Source organism: Klebsiella ornithinolytica NBRC 105727 = ATCC 31898, from assembly GCF_001598295.1.
Taxonomy (GTDB): domain Bacteria; phylum Pseudomonadota; class Gammaproteobacteria; order Enterobacterales; family Enterobacteriaceae; genus Klebsiella; species Klebsiella ornithinolytica.
The window spans coordinates 358,606-376,948 of the sequence record NZ_BCYR01000004.1 but is presented as its reverse complement, the minus strand read 5'-3'; the positions used below and the strand labels follow the sequence as shown (position 1 = coordinate 376,948).

Below are 18,343 nucleotides of genomic sequence, written 5' to 3'. Positions count from 1 at the left end.
TGAATTTCAGAATTTTTTCTCTGCCGACCCGGCTTAATCTGTGAACTCGTTCACGTTTGCCGTGTCAGTGGGAGCGCATTATAGGGAGTTTTGTTTGCATGGCAAGCCTTAAAATACAAAAAACTTATCAAGCGCTCATTATTTGAACTTTCTCGTTTTCTCCCCGGTGGCCCTGAAACGGAGAAACCCAGTATCCACGCGGCTTACAGCGGTAACAAGGCCAAATCCTGCTCGGTGTAAAAAAGCGCGCGCGGTATGGGTCATCGCCATTTTTCCACCTCTCTTTTTTTACTCCTCTCACCGCGTACCGTCGCAGATGGCGAATTAAGCGGCTGTATTGACTCATGACAAAGCGCCGCTGGCCGACTCCTTTCTATAATCAGGCCCGTTTCTACATTACTGGTGTGAACCTATGGCTTATCAACTGAACATCAACTGGCCCGAGTTTTTAGAGAAGTACTGGCAAAAGCAGCCGGTGGTATTAAAGAATGCTTTCCCGGACTTCGTCGATCCGATTACGCCGGATGAGCTGGCCGGTCTGGCCATGGAACCAGAAGTCGACAGTCGCCTGGTGAGCCTGGTTAACGACCGTTGGCAGGCGAGCAACGGACCGTTTGAACATTTTGACGGCCTGGGCGAGAGCGGCTGGTCTCTGCTGGCGCAGGCGGTAAACCACTGGCATATGCCGGCTGCTGAGTTGGTACGTCCCTTCCGCGTTCTGCCGGACTGGCGCCTCGACGATCTGATGATCTCCTTCTCCGTCCCCGGCGGCGGCGTTGGCCCGCATATCGATCAGTATGATGTCTTTATTATTCAGGGAATGGGCAGCCGTCGCTGGCGCGTGGGCGACAAGCTGCCAATGCGCCAGTTCTGTCCGCACCCGGCGCTGCTGCATGTCGATCCTTTCCCGCCAATCATTGATGAAGATCTGGCGCCAGGCGATATCCTCTATATCCCGCCGGGATTCCCGCACGATGGCGTTACCCACGAAACCGCGCTGAACTACTCCGTCGGCTTCCGGGGTCCTAATGGTCGCGATCTCATCAGTAGCTTTGCCGATTACGCGCTGGAAAACGATCTCGGCGGCGAGCACTACAGCGATCCGGACCTCACCTGCCGTGAGCATCCCGGCCGCGTGGAAGAGTATGAGCTCGAGCGCTTGCAGTCGATGATGATCGACATGATTAAGCAACCGGAAGACTTTAAGCAGTGGTTCGGCCGCTTTGCGACCACCCCGCGCCATGAGCTGGACATTGCCCCGGCCGAACCGCCGTATACTGAAGAGGACGTTGTGGATGCGCTGACGGGGGGTGAAAAGCTGTGCCGCCTGAGCGGACTACGAGTTCTGCATATCGGCGACAGCTTCTTTGTCAACAGCGAGCAGCTGGAAACAACCGACGCGAATGCGCTGGACGCTCTGTGCCGGTATACCACTGTGGGTCAGGGCGAGCTGGGCGAAGCGCTACAGAATCCGGCATTTGTGGCGGAACTCGTCCGCCTGATCAATCAGGGCTACTGGTACTTCGAAGAGTAATCCCGCTGCCCCGCACGGGTCTACCCGAAAGCCTGGTTTTGCCAGGCTTTCGCCGTTTATGGCATCTGTTTTGGCAAGGTCAGGATAAAGCGCGTTGAGCGGCTATCGGACTCCACCACCACGCTGCCGTGATGCGCGGTGACAATAGACTTCACGATCGCGAGGCCAATACCGCTCCCCTCACCTTTACGCTGCCGGGAAGGATCGACGCGATAAAAACGGTCGAACAGCCGAGGCAAGTGCTCAGGCGCAATCGGCGCCCCCGGATTTTCCACCACCAGCTTCGCCTGCCCGGCGCTTTCGCTGACCTGAATCGTCACCGCCTGCTGACCCGGCGTGTAGCGAATGGCGTTCGACAGCAGGTTGCTGATTGCCCGCCGCAGCATCAGCGGGTCGCCGTTCACCCAGCATGCATTTCCCGTAAAACGCAGCGTCACCTCTTTCTCCTCCGCCCAGGCTTCAAAGAAGTCGAACACTTTATTGACCTCATCGGCCAGGTTCAGGGTTTTCTGCTCGGGGATCAGCTGATTATTATCCGCCTGCGCCAGAAACAGCATATCGCTCACCATCCGCGACATCCGCGAAAACTCTTCCAGGCTGGAGTACAGCACATCTTCCAGCTCTTTCTGGCTGCGGGTCTGACTGAGGGCGATTTCCGTTTGCGTCACCAGGTTGGTAATCGGCGTGCGGATCTCATGGGCAATATCGGCAGAAAAGTTGGACTGGCGAGTGAAGACATCTTCAATACGTTCCAGCATATGGTTAAACGAAATCACCAGCCGCTCCAGCTCCACCGGAACACTCCCGGGATTTAACCGTACGTCGAGATCTTTGGACGTGATGTTTTGGATCTGCCGGCTGACCTGGCGGATCGGTTTGTGTCCTTGATAAACCACGAACAGCACAATAAAGATGATAAGAATGCTGATCACCGACGCCGCCGAAATCAGTTTCGCCTTCAGTTCGTTAATATAGTGCAGGTGGAAATCAATCGATAACGCCATCAGCAGGTAATAAGCCGGTTTGCCCTCCGCCGTTTTGCCGAGCGGCAGCATAATCAGCCGCCAGGCGCTGCTTTGCAGTTGATGGTTATCATGCGTCATCGCCCGCGGATGCGGATCGCTCCACGAGATCACACTCCCGTCCTGCAGGCGAGCCACCAGCCCGGGGGGGTTCATGATATGGCTCAGATCCGGGCCATTCGGCGACTGGAAAAGCGTCTGTCCGTTAGCATCATCGAGGCAGATAAAGACGTTGGCGTAGCCATCAATGACGTTTTTCACGATGTCCAGGCGCTGGGCCTGCGGATAGTCGCCGTGGTTTAGCACCGTTTCAAGCGTTGTCGCGAGCTGCTTTAAGTCGTGAACGTCACGCTCCTCAAAGTGCGCTTTTACCGAATGGATCATTATCCAGGTGAAGGCAAAGAACGCCACGATCGTGGCCAGGCTGATAAAAAAAGTCAGCCGCGAAGCCAGCGAAAAGGGCCGCGGAAACCACTTACTCAACATCCGGGACCTCGAGCATATAGCCCACGCCGCGCACGGTCTGGATAAGCTTCGGTTCAAAGTCATTATCGATTTTAGCCCGCAGCCGTTTGACCGCCACGTCGATGGCATTGGTATCGCTATCAAAGTTCATGTCCCAGACCTGGGATGCAATCAGCGACCGGGGCAGGACTTCTCCCTGATGACGCAGAAAGAACTCCAGCAGCGTGAACTCTTTGCTGGTCAGGGTGATACGCGTTCCGCCGCGGGTCACTTTACGGCTCACCAGATCGACGAACAGATCCGCCGCCTGAAACTGGCTTTCAACCATGGTCGACGCACCGCGGCGCAGCAAGGTTCTGACCCGCGCCAGCAGCTCGGCAAAGGCAAAGGGCTTCACCAGATAGTCGTCCGCGCCCAGCTCCAGTCCCTTGACCCGATGCTCAACGGTGCCCAGAGCCGTCAGCAGCAGGACGGGCACCCCTTTATTGGCGGCGCGCAGCATTCTGACAATATCCCAGCCATTCACATCGGGCAGCATAATATCGAGAATCAACAGGTCATAATCGCCGGTCATCGCCAGATGATAGCCGTTCAGACCATTATCGGCCAGGTCGACGACAAAACCGGACTCCGTTAGCCCTTTGGTCAGGTACTCCCCGGTTTTTTTCTCATCTTCGACGATCAAAATCTTCATGACATGCTCCTTCACGCGCCTTTTGTGCGGGTTTCCAATTCTAGTGGAGCCAAACCGGATAGCAATGAATTCTCAGGTAAATGACAGCTTTGTCATTTTCCTGTCACGCATCGAACAGAGGCCGTTTTGTACAGTACCCGTCATTCATTCGTCGTCGAAAGCGTCCTGCCCTATGCGCAAATTAAAGCTCATCACGCTCAGCGTGACTTTTGTTCTGACCGGCTGCCTCTCTTTAGCACCGGAGTACCAGCAGCCAACCTCGCCGGTGCCGCAGCAGTTCTCACGCAGCCAGAACAAACTGGTCACGATGCCGGTAAATTATCAGGATAGCGGCTGGCGGACATTTTTCGTCGACCCGCAGGTGAAGTCGCTAATTGGCGAAGCGCTGCTGAACAACCGGGATTTGCGCATGGCAACGCTCAAAGTCCAGGAGGCAAGAGCGCAATATGGCGTCACCGACGCCGATCGCTACCCGCAGCTTGATAGCGCCGCCAGCACCACCTGGAGCGGCAAACTCAAAGGTGACACCACCACCGCCAGCGACTATCAGGCCGGGCTTAACCTCAGCTTTGATCTCGATTTCTTCGGCCGTCTGAAAAACTTAAGCGAGGCGGACAGGCAAAACTATTTCGCCAGCGAGGAAGCCCGCCGGGCGGTTCATATTCTATTAGTCTCGAATGTCTCGCAGAGCTATTTCAACCAGCGCCTGGCCTGGGCTCAGCTGCAGGTGGCGAAGGAGACGTTGCAGAACTACCAGCGTTCCTACGCCTTTGTCGAGAAACAGCTGCTGACCGGCAGCACCAATGTCCTGGCGCTGGAGCAGGCCCGCGGGGTCATCGAAAGCACCCGTGCCGATATTGCCAAACGTGAAGGCGAACTGGCGCAGGCCAACAACGCTCTGCAGCTGCTGCTGGGGAGCTACCAGCATCTGCCTGATGACGCGGCCAGCAGCCTCCTTGATATCAACGGCGTCGCCTTGCCGCCGGCGCTCTCTTCGCAGATCCTGCTGCAGCGCCCGGACATTTTAGAAGCCGAGCACGGTTTACGCGCCGCGAACGCCAATATCGGCGCCGCGCGCGCGGCCTTTTTCCCGTCGATAACCTTAACCAGCTCGCTGTCCGGCAGCAGCGCGGATTTGTCACGCTTGTTTAACCCCGCCAGCGGGATGTGGAATTTCGTCCCCAAAATCGAACTGCCGATTTTTAATGCCGGGCGCAATCAGGCCAACCTCGATTTAGCGGAAATCCGCCAGCAGCAGTCGGTGGTGAATTATGAGCAAAAAATTCAGGCCGCCTTCAAAGAGGTCGCCGATGCGCTGGCCCTGCGCCAGAGCCTGGCAGACCAAATCAGCGCTCAGCAACGCTACCTCGCTTCGCTGCAGACGACCCGGCAGCGAGCCAGAGCGCTCTATCAGCACGGCGCGGTGAGCTATATCGAAGTGCTGGATGCCGAGCGTTCGCTCTTCACCACGCAACAAACCCTGCTGGACCTCAACTACGCCCGTCAGGTCAACGAAATCAAGCTATTCACCGCCCTGGGTGGCGGCTGGATGGAATAACCCCTCATTTACTTTCAGGAGCATGAATGATGAATCACCTTACTAAAACCCTCATTTTCGGCCTGCTTTCTACGGTGATGTTCGGCGCGCAGGCCAACGAACATCAGCATGGCGAAATGATGAACGCCGCGCCCGCCGCGCAACAAACGCCGGCCATCAGCGCCACCGGCGAGGTTAAATCCATTGATATGGAAAGCAAAAAAGTCACCATCGCCCATGATGCGATTCCGGCGGTGAACTGGCCACCGATGACCATGCGTTTCACCTTTACCCCGCAAACGCCGCTCAACGACATTAAAGCCGGCAGCAAAGTCGCCTTTACCTTTATTCAGCAGGGCAATCTCTCCTTATTACAGGATATCCATCTCGCACAGTAACGCCCACGGAGATAGCTTCCCAATAACACCGGAATGGACACAGATATGGCCTCGTTAACCCTCAAAAACAGCGCGCTGATTATCGGCAGTATGCTTATTGGCGGCATGATCTCCGCAAGCCTGTACGCCTGGTTCTCGCCACCAACCGCCGCGGACAGCGCGGCACCGACCGGTACAAAAGAGGCCCGTAAAGTGCTGTTCTGGTATGACCCGATGTACCCTAATACGCGCTTTGATAAACCGGGAAAATCACCGTTTATGGATATGGACCTGGTGGCGAAGTATGCCGACGAAGAGGGAGCCTCCCCGTCTACACCCGGCGTGCGTATCGATCCCACGCAGACCCAAAACCTGGGGCTGAAAACCGAACCCGTTCGCCGTGGCCCGCTGCATTTCGAGCAGCTGCTGCCGGCGAGCGTCAGTTTTAACGAATATCAGTTTGTGATTGTGCAGGCGCGCTCGGCGGGATTTATCGAGAAAGTATATCCCCTGACCGTTGGCGATAAAATTCGCCAGGGCACGCCGCTGGTCGATCTGACCATTCCGGACTGGGTCGAAGCCCAGAGCGAATATCTGCTGCTGCGGGATACCGGCGGAACCGCCACCCAGGTGGAGGGGATCCTCGAGCGTCTGCGCCTCGCCGGTATGCCGGAAGAGGATATTCGCCGCTTAAAAGCGACGCGTAAAATTCAGACCCGCTTCACCCTCAAAGCCCCGATCGATGGCGTTATCACCGCCTTTGATTTGCGCAGCGGGATGAACATCACCAAGGATAACGTGGTGGCGAAAATTCAGGGAATGGATCCGGTGTGGATCGGCGCCGCGGTACCGGAATCTATTGCCTGGCTGCTTAAAGACAGCTCGCAGTTGACGATTTCCGTTCCCGCCTGGCCGGGGAAAACCTTCACCATCAGCAAATGGACGATTCTGCCCAGCGCCGATGCCACGACCCGCACGCTACAGCTGCGCCTGCAGGTGGATAACCCCGACGAGATGCTCAAACCGGGGATGAACGCCTGGCTGCGGTTGAACACCCAAAGCCAGCCGATGCTCTTGATTCCGTCAAAAGCGCTGATCGATACCGGTACGGAGCAGCGGGTGATCACGGTTGACAACGACGGGCGTTTTGTCCCGAAACGTATCGACGTATTCCAGCAATCCGGCGACGTCACGGCGGTCAGCGCCGGCCTCAGCGAAGGCGAAAAGGTGGTCTCCAGCGGTCTGTTCCTGATTGATTCGGAAGCCAATATTTCCGGCGCGCTGGACAGGATGCGCGCGCAGACGCCTGCCGCGCTACCGACACCCACAGCGCACGCCCACTGAGGAGATGACAAATGATTGAATGGATAATCCGTCGCTCGGTGGCCAACCGCTTTCTGGTGATGATGGGCGCGCTGTTTCTCAGCCTCTGGGGCGCGTGGACCATCGTCCATACGCCGGTCGATGCTCTGCCGGATCTCTCGGATGTACAGGTTATCGTTAAAACCAGCTATCCGGGGCAGGCGCCGCAAATCGTCGAAAATCAGGTCACCTGGCCGCTGACCACCACCATGCTGTCGGTGCCAGGAGCCAAAACGGTACGCGGCTTCTCACAGTTTGGCGACTCCTATGTGTACGTCATTTTTGAGGATGGCACCGACCCCTACTGGGCGCGCTCCCGGGTACTGGAATATCTCAATCAGGTGCAGGGTAAACTGCCGGCGGGCGTCAGCGCCGAAATGGGACCGGATGCAACCGGCGTGGGCTGGATCTTCGAATATGCGCTGGTCGATCGCAGCGGTAAACACGACCTCGCCGAACTGCGCTCGCTGCAAGACTGGTTTTTAAAATATGAGCTGAAAACCATCCCCAATGTCTCGGAAGTGGCATCGGTCGGCGGCGTGGTCAAAGAGTATCAGATTGTCGTCGACCCGCAGAAACTGACCCAGTATGGCATCAGCCTGTCGACGGTGAAATCCGCGCTGGATGCCTCCAACCAGGAGGCGGGCGGTTCTTCCGTCGAGCTGTCGGAAGCTGAGTATATGGTGCGCGCCAGCGGCTACCTGCAGACGCTGGATGACTTCAATAATATCGTGCTGAGAACCGGCGACAACGGCGTGCCGGTCTTTTTGCGCGATGTGGCGCGGGTACAAATGGGCCCGGAAATGCGCCGCGGCATTGCCGAACTGAACGGTGAAGGCGAAGTGGCCGGCGGCGTGGTGATCCTGCGCTCCGGCAAAAACGCCCGCGAAGTGATTTCCGCCGTTAAAGACAAGCTCGAGACCCTGAAAAGCAGCCTGCCGGAAGGGGTAGAAATCGTGACGACCTACGATCGCAGCCAGCTGATCGACCGGGCGATCGACAACCTCAGCAGCAAGCTGCTGGAGGAGTTTATCGTCGTAGCACTGGTCTGCGCGCTGTTCCTGTGGCACATCCGCTCCGCGCTGGTCGCGATTATCTCTCTGCCGCTTGGTCTCTGTATCGCCTTTATCGTCATGCATTTTCAGGGACTGAACGCCAACATCATGTCGCTGGGCGGTATCGCCATTGCCGTAGGGGCGATGGTTGACGCCGCCATCGTGATGATCGAAAACGCCCATAAGCGGCTGGAAGAGTGGGAGCACCATAACCCGGGGCAGAAACTGGCCAACGACACGCGCTGGAAAATCATCACCGACGCTTCGGTGGAGGTCGGCCCGGCGCTGTTTATCAGCCTGCTGATTATTACCCTGTCGTTTATCCCGATTTTTACCCTCGAAGGACAAGAAGGGAAGCTATTTGGTCCCCTCGCCTTTACCAAAACCTGGTCGATGGCGGGTGCGGCGCTGCTGGCGATCGTGGTGATCCCGATCCTGATGGGCTTCTGGATCCGCGGTAAGATCCCGGCGGAAACCAGTAATCCGCTCAACCGTTTTCTGATCCGCATTTATCACCCGCTGTTGCTGAAGGTGCTGCACTGGCCGAAAACCACGCTACTGGTTGCACTGCTGTCGATCCTGACGATCATCTGGCCGCTTAACCGGGTCGGCGGCGAGTTCTTACCGCAGATCAACGAAGGCGATCTGCTGTATATGCCCTCGACGCTGCCGGGGATCTCAGCCGCGCAGGCGGCGGATATGCTGCAAAAAACCGATAAGCTGATCATGACCGTGCCGGAAGTAGCCCGCGTGTTTGGCAAGACTGGTAAGGCAGAAACCGCCACCGACTCCGCGCCGCTGGAAATGGTCGAAACCACTATTCAGCTCAAGCCGCAGGCGCAGTGGCGGCCGGGGATGACCATGGAGAAGATTATTGAGGAGCTGGATAAGACCGTGCGGCTGCCGGGGCTGGCCAATCTGTGGGTACCGCCGATTCGTAACCGCATCGATATGCTCTCCACCGGGATCAAAAGCCCGATCGGCATTAAGGTTTCCGGCACGGTGCTCTCCGATATCGACGAGGTCGCCGAGCGGATCGAAGTGGTCGCCCGAACCGTGCCGGGCGTCACCTCGGCGCTGGCAGAACGCCTGGTGGGCGGGCGCTATCTGAATATCGATATCAACCGCGAAAAAGCGGCCCGCTATGGCATGACCGTAGGCGACGTTCAGCTGTTTGTGTCGTCGGCCATCGGCGGCGCCATGGTGGGTGAAACGGTAGAAGGCGTTGAGCGTTATCCGATCAACATCCGCTACCCGCAAAGCTATCGCGACAGCCCGGACGCCCTGCGCCAGCTGCCAGTCCTGACCCCGATGAAGCAGCAAATCACCCTCGGTGACGTCGCTGAAGTGAAGGTGGTGACCGGTCCTTCGATGCTAAAAACCGAGAATGCCCGCCCGGCCAGCTGGATCTACATCGACGCCCGCGATCGCGACATGGTCTCCGTGGTTCACGACCTGCAAAAAACCATCGCCGAACAGGTGCAGATGAAACCGGGGATCAGCGTGTCGTACTCCGGGCAGTTTGAGCTGCTCGAACGCGCCAATCAGAAGCTGAAGCTGATGGTGCCGATGACGCTGATGATCATCTTCGTCCTGCTCTACCTGGCGTTCCGCCGCTTTGGCGAGGCACTGCTGATCATTACCAGCGTACCGTTCGCCCTCGTTGGCGGTATCTGGTTCCTGTACGGGATGGGGTTCCATCTGTCGGTTGCCACCGGCACCGGGTTTATTGCGCTGGCCGGGGTGGCGGCGGAGTTTGGCGTGGTGATGCTAATGTACCTGCGCCACGCGATTGAAGCTCACCCGTCGCTGGAAAATCCGCAGACCTTTAGCGTCGAAAAGCTCGACGAGGCGCTGTATCAGGGGGCGGTGCTGCGCGTGCGGCCAAAGGCGATGACCGTGGCGGTGATTATCGCCGGCCTGCTGCCCATCTTATGGGGCACCGGCGCAGGATCGGAGGTGATGAGTCGCATCGCCGCCCCGATGATCGGCGGGATGATCACCGCCCCGCTGCTGTCGCTGTTTATCATCCCGGCAGCGTATAAACTGATGTGGCTGTACCGGCACCGGCAGACGCGGAAAGCGATATCGGCTTGATACCAGGCGGGGGCCAGAACGGCTCCCGCTTTTATCACTTCAGCGCCGTATTAACGGCCCAGTAATTTCTCATACTGCGCCTGGAACTGCGGCGCATTCCACGAACCGTCAAACAGGGTGTAAGTGATGTAGCCCTTATTTAACCAGCCGCTGTCGGTATCCTCCGTCGTTGGCGTCAGCGACGCCGGGTTCATGCCCTGCTTCGCCGTGCCGTCAGCCTGTAGCTCATAGCTAATCTGCGGGACAGGGAACTGCTCATTGTCGATGTAATGGACGCCTTTAATCTCCGTTGTCGGCAGCGGCGGATAGTTGATACTCAACCCCGACCCTTTGGGTAATAAGGCGGCACCCGGCTCGCGGGTGGCGTTCAGCTTATCCACCACGGTCACGACGTAATCCACCGCATCGGGCCAGTATTTATGCGTGCTGGGCCATTTGTTTTTCATCTCCTCTTCCGTGAAGCGATAGCCGATGCTGGCCGCAATAGCCGGGAAACCGTAGCGCAGCGCGCGGGCCGCGGCGCTAACGGTGCCCGAGTTCACCTGCGCCATGCCGGTATTGGGGCCATCATTCACCCCAGAAATGACCAGGTCCGGCGCCGCCTCTTTCATCACCCCCCACAGGCCAAAATCCACGGCATCCGCCGGCGTGCCCGGGAAGCAGTAGCGCTTGTCAGCCACTTTCTTAACATCGAACGTTTTACCCGGTTTGAAGGTTATCGCTGAGCCGATGCCGCTCTGGTTGGTCGCAGGCGCCACCATCCACACGTCATACCCTTTGGCGGCCAGCTTTTCCTGTAACGACGTTGTGCCAACCGACTGGCAGCCATCGTCGTTAACCAGCAGGATTCTGAGCGGTTTTTCCGCCGCCTGAGTCGAGGCGGTCAGCATGGTGAGCAGCGCAGCGGCGAGGATGTTGATTTTCACGATCACTCCTTAGTCAGTATCAAGATATTTATCTGGCGCAAAAAAAAACCTAAGGGACCTGCACGCAAATTGACTTGCGCCAGGTCCCTTAGGTTTTGCCGTTATTCCGTTACAATCCCAGGACGTTGGAAAAATACTCCGTATCGGCAGAATAATCCAGAGGCAGAAGGCTTATTATGTGACTACGGTCAATAACAACAAACTATTCCCACTAAAAACAAAGGCTGAAAAATGATATTTCACCTGAATCCGAACAGCTAATCATTGCGAATTATCCCTGCTGCTTTTTGACGATATTGGCGGGGGGTTGGAATGTTATTGGTAACAAACCACAGGGCATGCGAACGATCACATTTATTAATATAAAAACAAATTCCGCCTGTTTTTCCATCGCTAACATGATAAAGTCGGCCACATTGGATTGTTACTGTTTTCAACACAGGCAAAACCTACGTCATATACTCTGGCGGCATCGTGCAACACATGCCCAACCCGAGTCGCTGACGTAGGTTTTTTTTTGGCTTTAAAATAATAAAAAGGAGAACAAAATGAACAAATGGCTAACCGCAATCATCATGATCGCCAGTGCCGCAACCTGTTCAGCAGCGGAAATGAAAGACGATGGCAGCATTAATATTTATTTTGCCCGACACGGGAAAACGCTATTAAATACCTTTGACCGCGTGCAGGGATGGGCCGATTCTCCGCTGACGGAAGACGGTATCCGCGTCGCCCGTTATCTCGGCGAAGGTTTAAAAGAGGTGAAGTTCGACCGTTTTTATTCCAGTGATGCCGGGCGACAGCGGGAAACCCTGGCGGTGATTCTGAAACAGGCCGGGATCGCCGATTATCACCCGATCGAGCTGCCTGGCCTGCGCGAAGCCTTTTTTGGCAGCTTTGAAGGCGGCTTCAACAAGGATATGGCCGCAGCCGGCGCAAAACAGCTGGGGTTAAAAGACAGCGCCGCCCTGTTCAGCAAAATGAAAGCAGGCACTCTGCCGGTGGCGGAAAGTCAGAACGCGCTGGCCGCTGCCGACCCGCAAGGTATGGCAGAAAATTATCAGCAGGTGAAGAGCCGTACTCAGGCGGCGTTGCATACCATCGTTGAAAATGCCGAGTCCCAGGGTGACAAAAATATCCTCGCCATTTCGTCCGGCACCTCGATGCAAATTATGATTTCCGACCTGACCGACGACACGGCGAAAAATAAACCGCTGGCCAACGCTGCGGTGGTGAAAATTGTCTATAAAAATGGCATCTATTCGGTTCCAGAAATCGGCACCATGAAATATGTCGAAGCCGGCAAGCAGGCTCTCAATAACAATAACTGATCGCTTAATTATATTATTGCAGATGACTGTTGAAGCCAGCCCCAGCTGGCTCGCAGCATCTCGCCTCGGGGTTTATAATGAAAAATAATATTATTACTATGATGCTGCTGACGCTTCCTGCCTGTGCCTGGTCAGCGAATGACGTTGCGCAAGCGGATATGATTGATACGGTATTTGCCGATCCTTTTTTTAGCCAGTCCCATATGACGCTGTCGCTTAAAAACTACTGGAAATATCTTAAGGAAGAAGAGACAGAACCCAAGAAAGTGCACAATGCCTGGGGCCAGGGCGTTGCCGTGGATTACCAGTCAGGTTATTTCGCCGATATCATCGGTTTCGATGCAACTTATTACGGTGCCATCAAGCTGGGTGCCAGCGACTATTTTAACTCGCGCGGCGTGCTCTATAATAACGGGACCGGTAATAAAAAGAGCAATGCCGAAGGTTTCTCCAAGTTTGGTCAGCGCAGCATGAAGCTGAAATATCAACTCGCCGATCTCAATCTGAACGCCCGCTGGGGCTGGCAGATGATTAAAAACACTGGCGTCATCTCCACCTCTACCCGTCTGTCGCCCACCACCTATCTCGGCTGGACCGGCGGCGTCAACTACGGTGACGTGACCCTGCGCGGCGCCTATATCGAAAGTTCGATGGACCGTAACTCGCCGGATAAGAAGCGCTTCCAGACCAACACCGGACGCTATCTTAACCATATCGCCAGCGGCGATATTCTGTGGCAGAGCGACCGGCTGAATTTACAGTACGGCTATGGTGAAAGCGATAACTACCTGCGCCGCCATGTGCTGTTCACGCAACTCAAACCGCTGAAGCAGTTAAATATTGGTACGCAGATTTATGCCACTCATGCTTTGGATGAATATAAAGCGATGCCGGCCAATAAGCGCGATTTCGACAGCAATGCCCGGCATTATGCGATTGATGTCAAATGGCAGGCGGATAACTGGAGCACGAAGTGGGGGCTGGGCTATACCGATGCCGAAAAAGCCCACGAAATCGGCTTTTTCCCCCGGCATATGAGCAAGAACTCACGCGGCACCTTTATTTCGATGGCCTACGCCGGCAGCGACTACATGCGTGACGGGGAGCTGGTGCTGGCAAATATTTCAGACTACAACCTGACGCCAGAGCTGGCGATAGGTCTGGCGGGCAACATTGCGCAGTTCAACTACAAGGGCAACCACGTGCGTACGGGTGAAATCAACGCGTTTAGCCGCTGGGTACCAACGCATCCGAAGCTGAAAAATCTGACCGTCTGGGCGATGTTCGGGCCAGGATGGTCCTATCGTATGAACGGAAAAACGCCGGTGCTGAACGATGGACACTATATCCGGGCTAATTCCCTCTCTTCCGAGGTCATCATCGAGTATCGCTTTAGTCTGTTCTGATCATTCATCCTGCCGTAAAAGAACAACTCTCGCTGCAGACCATCAGCGCCGATAAATAGCAAGAGGCGCTGTTGAGTCTGCACTCAACAATCATGACCGCAAAAAGCGTTTTGCCGGCGCGTGTGAACGAAAAAATGTGATGTGTGGCCGCGTCGCTGACAGGCCCGATTTCCGGGCTCTGTTGCTGGCTTGCCTGGCGATGGATTGACTCTAGCGGGCTGATAAATCTATCTTTGCCTGCCGATGTTTAATATGCGCCTTTAGCAGACTCTCTCTCTCCTCTACTGTCGCGGCGGGATCCATCTTTTCATACTCAAAGGTCATGGTGTGCTGCCGATAGGGTATGAGTAACGAGTTATTGTTGAGCAACAGCTCACCAATCGCGTTTACCCGGCTCGGTTCAATTCCCGGTACCGCTTTAATAATAACCCCGCACGGAATATCACCATTATCCTGCACGATAAGCAGTGAATAAAAATCGTCCAACGCGGCGAATTTCCAGGCGGGAACATCAAATTGATTATATTTAATGCCCTCGCCATTCGCAGGCATAAAGTCAACGGTATAGAAAGGTATAAAATCGTTTTCCCGTAATGCCAGTGAAATAAAGTCCCGATCTTCTGTCTTTTGGATCGTGGTTAATAATAGCCCCAGTAGATACTCCATCTGAGTCAATGCCAGATCGATAGCGACCACGCTATCATTTTGCAAAAAGAACAAAAACGTGACCCGTTCCTGATACGGCTTCATCACAAAATCGATCGTCCGCAGAGCGACATCGGGCTGCTGGACCTCATCAAGCGTGACGACAGGGATCCGGCTATTTAACGCTTCAGACTGGGCAATCACCTGCTCTCTGACGCTCTCAGCATCCTCCCGGAACATCATCTGCAGCCTGCGATAACTGCTAAAGACGGCAAAAAGCAGGGACTGTAGCCGATCGGGCGGCAGATAAATGAGACTTTCGGAGCCCGATGCACTGTGTGCTTTCAGCGCCAACGCTAGTACGCCTGTCGCTGATTTAATAATCCCGGTATTAATACCCATTAGTTTGTTCATAAAATGATTCTCTTAATAAAATATGACGTCACGGTGTGATTTTTGCCAAATCAATAATCCTGTCGGCACAGGCAATAGTCGAAGGACGATGAGCAATAATAATCCGGGTAATATTTAAGGATTCAATCGCTGCATTAATTATCTTTTCATTATTGATATCGAGATGACTGGTCGCTTCATCCATAAATAATATTCGTGGTTTTTGATAAAGCGCGCGAGCTATCAGCAGGCGCTGCTTCTGGCCGCCAGAAATCCCGGCACCCAGTTCCCCGATAATCGTTTCATAGCCCATCGGCATGCGTAAAATCTCTTCATGGATATTACATTGCATCGCACACTCGATGACCAGCGCCTCATCTACCTCATCGTCAAACCCCGAAATATTATCGGTAATGGATCCGGAAAAAAGACGATCTTCCTGTAAGACGCAGGCGATATTGCTGCGGAAATTATTAATGCCAATTTTGTTAATATCGAAACCACCGATAAATATCTCGCCTCGTTCAGGCGTGAGCAGACCCGACATGACTTTTAATAGTGTCGTCTTACCAATGCCCGACACGCCGACCAGCGCGACGGACTCTCCTGCGGCCACGCTAATATTGACGTTAGAAAAAACAGGTTTTGACAATAAATCATACTGATAGGCTAAGTCCCGAACCTCCAGAGAGACGCCAACATTCTCTTCGAAAACGTTTCTTAACGGGGAGTCGACCTCCGGCTCACTATAGACAATTTCAGAAATACGTTCGTTGTGCAGCGACAGCATTTTCAGCTGCATCGTCAAATCGATTAACGAGGCGGCACGTTGAGTAAACTGGCCGCGATAGGCATTAAACGCCATAAACATACCAATGGTCATAGTATTATCCATCACCATCTGCGCGCCCAGCCATAAAATCACAACCTGATCGGCTGAATTAATGAACGTGTTTATGCCGCCGAACAGCATATCAAAACGCGTCTGTTTCAGACCGGCATTGCTGACATCAATATTGGTGTTCAGCCAATGTTGCGAGCGTCTGTTTTTGAGATTAAGCGATTTTATCGTCGCAATACCGTACAACGACTCCATAAAATGCGAGCCAGAACGCGCACGTTTGACGATTAACTCCTCGCTGACGGTACGATAAAACTTATAGGTCAGCGCTCGCATGATGGCGTAGCAAACGGTAAAACCTAATACTACCCAGACCAGCCAGCCGCCATACAAACTCAGCATGATAAGCAGGCCAATAGTCATGATCGAGTCGATCATTCCCGTCACGATGCTGTTGGTAAACGTTGCGCGAATGATATCCAGAGAAGCAAACCGCGACTGTATATCCCCTAACTGGCGCTTTTCAAAAAATGCCAGCGGCAGGCTCATCAGATGATCAAAAAAGCTGGTTTTCCACTGCACGTCGGTCAGCGTATTCAACTTGAGAGAGACCCACGCGCGGATCATGCTGACCCAGGTTTTAAAAATGGTAAAAAACATTAACCCGACGCAGATGACCAGCAGCAGGTTTTCGTCATGTGCGGTAATGACATGGTCAGTCACGATCTGCGTCCCCATCGGCAACAGCAAATTCACCGTTTCAATCACCACGGACAGCATGAATATTTTGATCAGTGCCGACTTGAGGCCAACCATGTTGTGCATTAAGTCCAGTAGCTTAAGTCGGGAGCGCTGCTTTTCCTGGCGAAAGTCGCTATCAGGCCATGCCTCCAGCGCAATACCGCTGAAGTTTTCTGATAATTCCTGAAGATGCACCACGCGTCTTCCCAGCGCCGGATCGTGAATAATGAAACGCTTCCCTTTTATCGCCACCAGAACGACAAAATGGTTTAACGACCAGTGCAGGATGCACGGCAGCCGGAGTTCCTTGATCTCGGCAATATCCAGCGACAGGGCCCGCGTCTTGAGTCCAGCCTTCTGCGCAATCGCCGCCAGAACGTTTAATGTCGCCCCTTGTGAAGTGGAACCGTAGCGGTTACGAAAATTAAACAGATCGATATCTTTCCCGTAGAAACCGCAAATCATTGATAAACAAGCATTACCGCATTCCGTTGACTCAGACTGGATAATAACCGGAACTTTGTTTTTCATGGAAAAATTGATTCTTTTAAAAATAGAATCAAGCACATCTTTATTCATCTCCGGGTCCCTTCAGACTCTGAACGACTTTATATACTGGCGAGAATAGCCACTGGTACAGCGGTCTTTCCTCAGTAAAAACGATACTTTTCGCCTTGAGGCCATTCGCCAGAACCAGCCTGCGATCTTTATAGATAAATTCTTTGTCTTTAATATTGATGATTGCTTTATATAACGTAGGCGCTGGCGCATTGCTCATCTGGTTATTACTATATTCAGCCAACTCCCGTCGGGTCGCCGGCATCGATGATATCGACAGCACTTTCCCCGAAAACTGACCAAATTTATCGGAAGGAAATGCATCGTAGCGAATATTAACGATATCGCCGATTTTGACATAGGGTAAACTGTTGTCGGGTAACCACAGCAATAAATAGTACTCAATACCGGTAAGTTGTTTTACCTGAGCCAGGCTGCTCCCGGCTTCCACCATTTGACCGCGGGTAACCGCAATCGATTCGACCCGGCCATCAATAGTCGACTTCACTACAATTTTACCGTTGGCGCTATTTTCAATGAGCTGCGTCTGCAGATCTCTCAGCTGAGAATATTGCGAGGTAATCTGGTTATCAAGTTCTGCCGTCTTGACGGTTAAATCACTCCGCGTCTGCGTGAGCTGTAATTCCAGCTGCATTTTTTGCGATGATAATGACTGAAACGCATTTTGCTGTTGCACAAAAAGAGAGTGCTGATTATTGTACTGATCTTTATTGATTAACCCTCTCTTAAGATAGTCGCTATAGTTTTGTAGCGATTTCTCTATGTGGGTGAGCCCCTTTTGCGCCGTAGTCAGCATCTTTTCAGTTTCATTCAGGGAGTGTTCATAACGCAGAATCTGACGGTGCGTTGTCTCAATGAAACCATCTTTGTTTACCTTAAGCTTCGCGATGATATCTTCAGCATTAACTATCTTTGCTTTCACCATTGCAACATTAGTATCACTGACGTTCCCACCATCGGTACTTTTAGATACATCAAGTTCAAATAATACCTCACCCTTCTTAACCACATCCCCGACCTGAATAGACTGCCTGGAGACTGAACCAGGCTGCGGTGAAGATATGTTAAGAGGATGCGGTAACGTGATAACCTCACCAACAACATCGATTCTTTTGGTATATTTAAACAGACAAAGCATCGCAATAATCATCACTAGAAAAGCAACGCAGCATGCGGAAATGATTAATGGTGAAACGCCTCTGAGCAGAATGACTCTTCCTTTCCAGTAGCTTCTCTGATGCTCTATCGCTTCCCGCCTGAACAATCTTTTACCCATGAGTACCCGGCCTGATATTAAAAGGCCCGACGCATCGGGCCAAACTAGATGCTACTTTAAAA

Annotated in this window: 13 protein-coding genes; 7 read left to right on the top strand and 6 right to left on the bottom strand. The window is 53.7% G+C overall.

Annotation, left to right across the window (positions count from 1 at the left end; genetic code table 11):
• Positions 1-412 precede the first annotated feature (412 nt).
• A complete protein-coding gene (locus tag ROR01S_RS11545) occupies positions 413-1,534 on the top strand; it encodes a ribosomal protein uL16 3-hydroxylase (RefSeq protein WP_004857441.1) in 1,122 nt (373 codons plus the stop codon).
• Positions 1,535-1,590: 56 nt separating this feature from the next.
• Here ROR01S_RS11545 and ROR01S_RS11540 read toward each other — a convergent pair whose 3' ends face one another.
• Together ROR01S_RS11540 and ROR01S_RS11535 are read right to left on the bottom strand one after the other, a co-directional pair.
• Positions 1,591-3,042 carry a Cu(+)/Ag(+) sensor histidine kinase gene (locus ROR01S_RS11540; RefSeq protein ID WP_064359500.1) on the bottom strand — a complete coding sequence of 484 codons (1,452 nt, stop codon included), beginning with the start codon at positions 3,040-3,042 and terminating at the stop codon, positions 1,591-1,593.
• The gene (locus ROR01S_RS11535) at positions 3,032-3,715 is read right to left on the bottom strand and encodes a copper/silver response regulator transcription factor (RefSeq protein ID WP_004857434.1); all 684 of its coding nucleotides are present in this window, start codon (positions 3,713-3,715) and stop codon (positions 3,032-3,034) included. The genes ROR01S_RS11540 and ROR01S_RS11535 overlap by 11 nt, the downstream gene beginning before the upstream one ends.
• A gap of 172 nt (positions 3,716-3,887) precedes the next feature.
• On the opposite strand from ROR01S_RS11535, the gene ROR01S_RS11530 reads away from it, so the two are divergent.
• Genes ROR01S_RS11530 through ROR01S_RS11515 form a run of 4 tightly spaced genes read left to right on the top strand, consistent with a single transcriptional unit; the run spans position 3,888 to position 10,143 of the window.
• Complete coding sequence (locus ROR01S_RS11530; RefSeq protein ID WP_044348419.1) at positions 3,888-5,273, top strand: efflux transporter outer membrane subunit; 1,386 nt, start codon at positions 3,888-3,890, stop codon at positions 5,271-5,273.
• 29 nt (positions 5,274-5,302) lie between these two features.
• The gene (cusF, locus tag ROR01S_RS11525) at positions 5,303-5,650 is read left to right on the top strand and encodes a cation efflux system protein CusF (RefSeq protein WP_015585239.1); all 348 of its coding nucleotides are present in this window, start codon (positions 5,303-5,305) and stop codon (positions 5,648-5,650) included.
• Between the two features lie 45 nt (positions 5,651-5,695).
• Positions 5,696-6,973 carry an efflux RND transporter periplasmic adaptor subunit gene (locus ROR01S_RS11520; RefSeq protein ID WP_032716449.1) on the top strand — a complete coding sequence of 426 codons (1,278 nt, stop codon included), beginning with the start codon at positions 5,696-5,698 and terminating at the stop codon, positions 6,971-6,973.
• Between the two features lie 11 nt (positions 6,974-6,984).
• Positions 6,985-10,143: a CusA/CzcA family heavy metal efflux RND transporter gene (locus ROR01S_RS11515; protein WP_032716448.1), complete on the top strand. Its 3,159-nt coding sequence runs from the start codon at positions 6,985-6,987 to the stop codon at positions 10,141-10,143.
• Positions 10,144-10,193: 50 nt separating this feature from the next.
• Here ROR01S_RS11515 and surE read toward each other — a convergent pair whose 3' ends face one another.
• Entirely contained in the window at positions 10,194-11,033 is an 840-nt protein-coding gene (gene surE / locus ROR01S_RS11510; RefSeq protein WP_155075448.1) for a 5'/3'-nucleotidase SurE, read from the bottom strand.
• Positions 11,034-11,617: 584 nt separating this feature from the next.
• On the opposite strand from surE, the gene ROR01S_RS11505 reads away from it, so the two are divergent.
• Both ROR01S_RS11505 and ROR01S_RS11500 read left to right on the top strand, forming a co-directional pair.
• The gene (locus tag ROR01S_RS11505; protein WP_015585243.1) at positions 11,618-12,400 is read left to right on the top strand and encodes a histidine phosphatase family protein; all 783 of its coding nucleotides are present in this window, start codon (positions 11,618-11,620) and stop codon (positions 12,398-12,400) included.
• Positions 12,401-12,477: 77 nt separating this feature from the next.
• The gene (locus tag ROR01S_RS11500; protein ID WP_032716444.1) at positions 12,478-13,806 is read left to right on the top strand and encodes an OprD family outer membrane porin; all 1,329 of its coding nucleotides are present in this window, start codon (positions 12,478-12,480) and stop codon (positions 13,804-13,806) included.
• Between the two features lie 210 nt (positions 13,807-14,016).
• Here ROR01S_RS11500 and yjeJ read toward each other — a convergent pair whose 3' ends face one another.
• Genes yjeJ through ROR01S_RS11485 form a run of 3 tightly spaced genes read right to left on the bottom strand, consistent with a single transcriptional unit; the run spans position 14,017 to position 18,281 of the window.
• Positions 14,017-14,865 carry a YjeJ family protein gene (gene yjeJ / locus ROR01S_RS11495; protein ID WP_064359499.1) on the bottom strand — a complete coding sequence of 283 codons (849 nt, stop codon included), beginning with the start codon at positions 14,863-14,865 and terminating at the stop codon, positions 14,017-14,019.
• Positions 14,866-14,893: 28 nt separating this feature from the next.
• Entirely contained in the window at positions 14,894-17,005 is a 2,112-nt protein-coding gene (locus tag ROR01S_RS11490) for a peptidase domain-containing ABC transporter (protein WP_032716442.1), read from the bottom strand.
• The gene (locus ROR01S_RS11485) at positions 16,998-18,281 is read right to left on the bottom strand and encodes an HlyD family secretion protein (RefSeq protein ID WP_032716441.1); all 1,284 of its coding nucleotides are present in this window, start codon (positions 18,279-18,281) and stop codon (positions 16,998-17,000) included. The genes ROR01S_RS11490 and ROR01S_RS11485 overlap by 8 nt, the downstream gene beginning before the upstream one ends.
• Between the last annotated feature and the right edge of the window lie 62 nt (positions 18,282-18,343).

What these genes read in the sequence shown, in the direction of transcription:
- ROR01S_RS11505 (WP_015585243.1), top strand. Translation starts at nt 11,618, where the DNA reads ATGAACAAATGGCTAACCGCAATCATCATGATCGCCAGTGCCGCAACC.
- ROR01S_RS11515 (WP_032716448.1), top strand. Translation starts at nt 6,985, where the DNA reads ATGATTGAATGGATAATCCGTCGCTCGGTGGCCAACCGCTTTCTGGTG.
- cusF (WP_015585239.1), top strand. Translation starts at nt 5,303, where the DNA reads ATGAATCACCTTACTAAAACCCTCATTTTCGGCCTGCTTTCTACGGTG.
- ROR01S_RS11490 (WP_032716442.1), bottom strand. Translation starts at nt 17,005, where the DNA reads ATGAATAAAGATGTGCTTGATTCTATTTTTAAAAGAATCAATTTTTCC.
- ROR01S_RS11530 (WP_044348419.1), top strand. Translation starts at nt 3,888, where the DNA reads ATGCGCAAATTAAAGCTCATCACGCTCAGCGTGACTTTTGTTCTGACC.
- ROR01S_RS11545 (WP_004857441.1), top strand. Translation starts at nt 413, where the DNA reads ATGGCTTATCAACTGAACATCAACTGGCCCGAGTTTTTAGAGAAGTAC.
- ROR01S_RS11540 (WP_064359500.1), bottom strand. Translation starts at nt 3,042, where the DNA reads ATGTTGAGTAAGTGGTTTCCGCGGCCCTTTTCGCTGGCTTCGCGGCTG.
- surE (WP_155075448.1), bottom strand. Translation starts at nt 11,033, where the DNA reads ATGCTGACCGCCTCGACTCAGGCGGCGGAAAAACCGCTCAGAATCCTG.
- yjeJ (WP_064359499.1), bottom strand. Translation starts at nt 14,865, where the DNA reads ATGAACAAACTAATGGGTATTAATACCGGGATTATTAAATCAGCGACA.
- ROR01S_RS11535 (WP_004857434.1), bottom strand. Translation starts at nt 3,715, where the DNA reads ATGAAGATTTTGATCGTCGAAGATGAGAAAAAAACCGGGGAGTACCTG.
- ROR01S_RS11520 (WP_032716449.1), top strand. Translation starts at nt 5,696, where the DNA reads ATGGCCTCGTTAACCCTCAAAAACAGCGCGCTGATTATCGGCAGTATG.
- ROR01S_RS11485 (WP_032716441.1), bottom strand. Translation starts at nt 18,281, where the DNA reads ATGGGTAAAAGATTGTTCAGGCGGGAAGCGATAGAGCATCAGAGAAGC.
- ROR01S_RS11500 (WP_032716444.1), top strand. Translation starts at nt 12,478, where the DNA reads ATGAAAAATAATATTATTACTATGATGCTGCTGACGCTTCCTGCCTGT.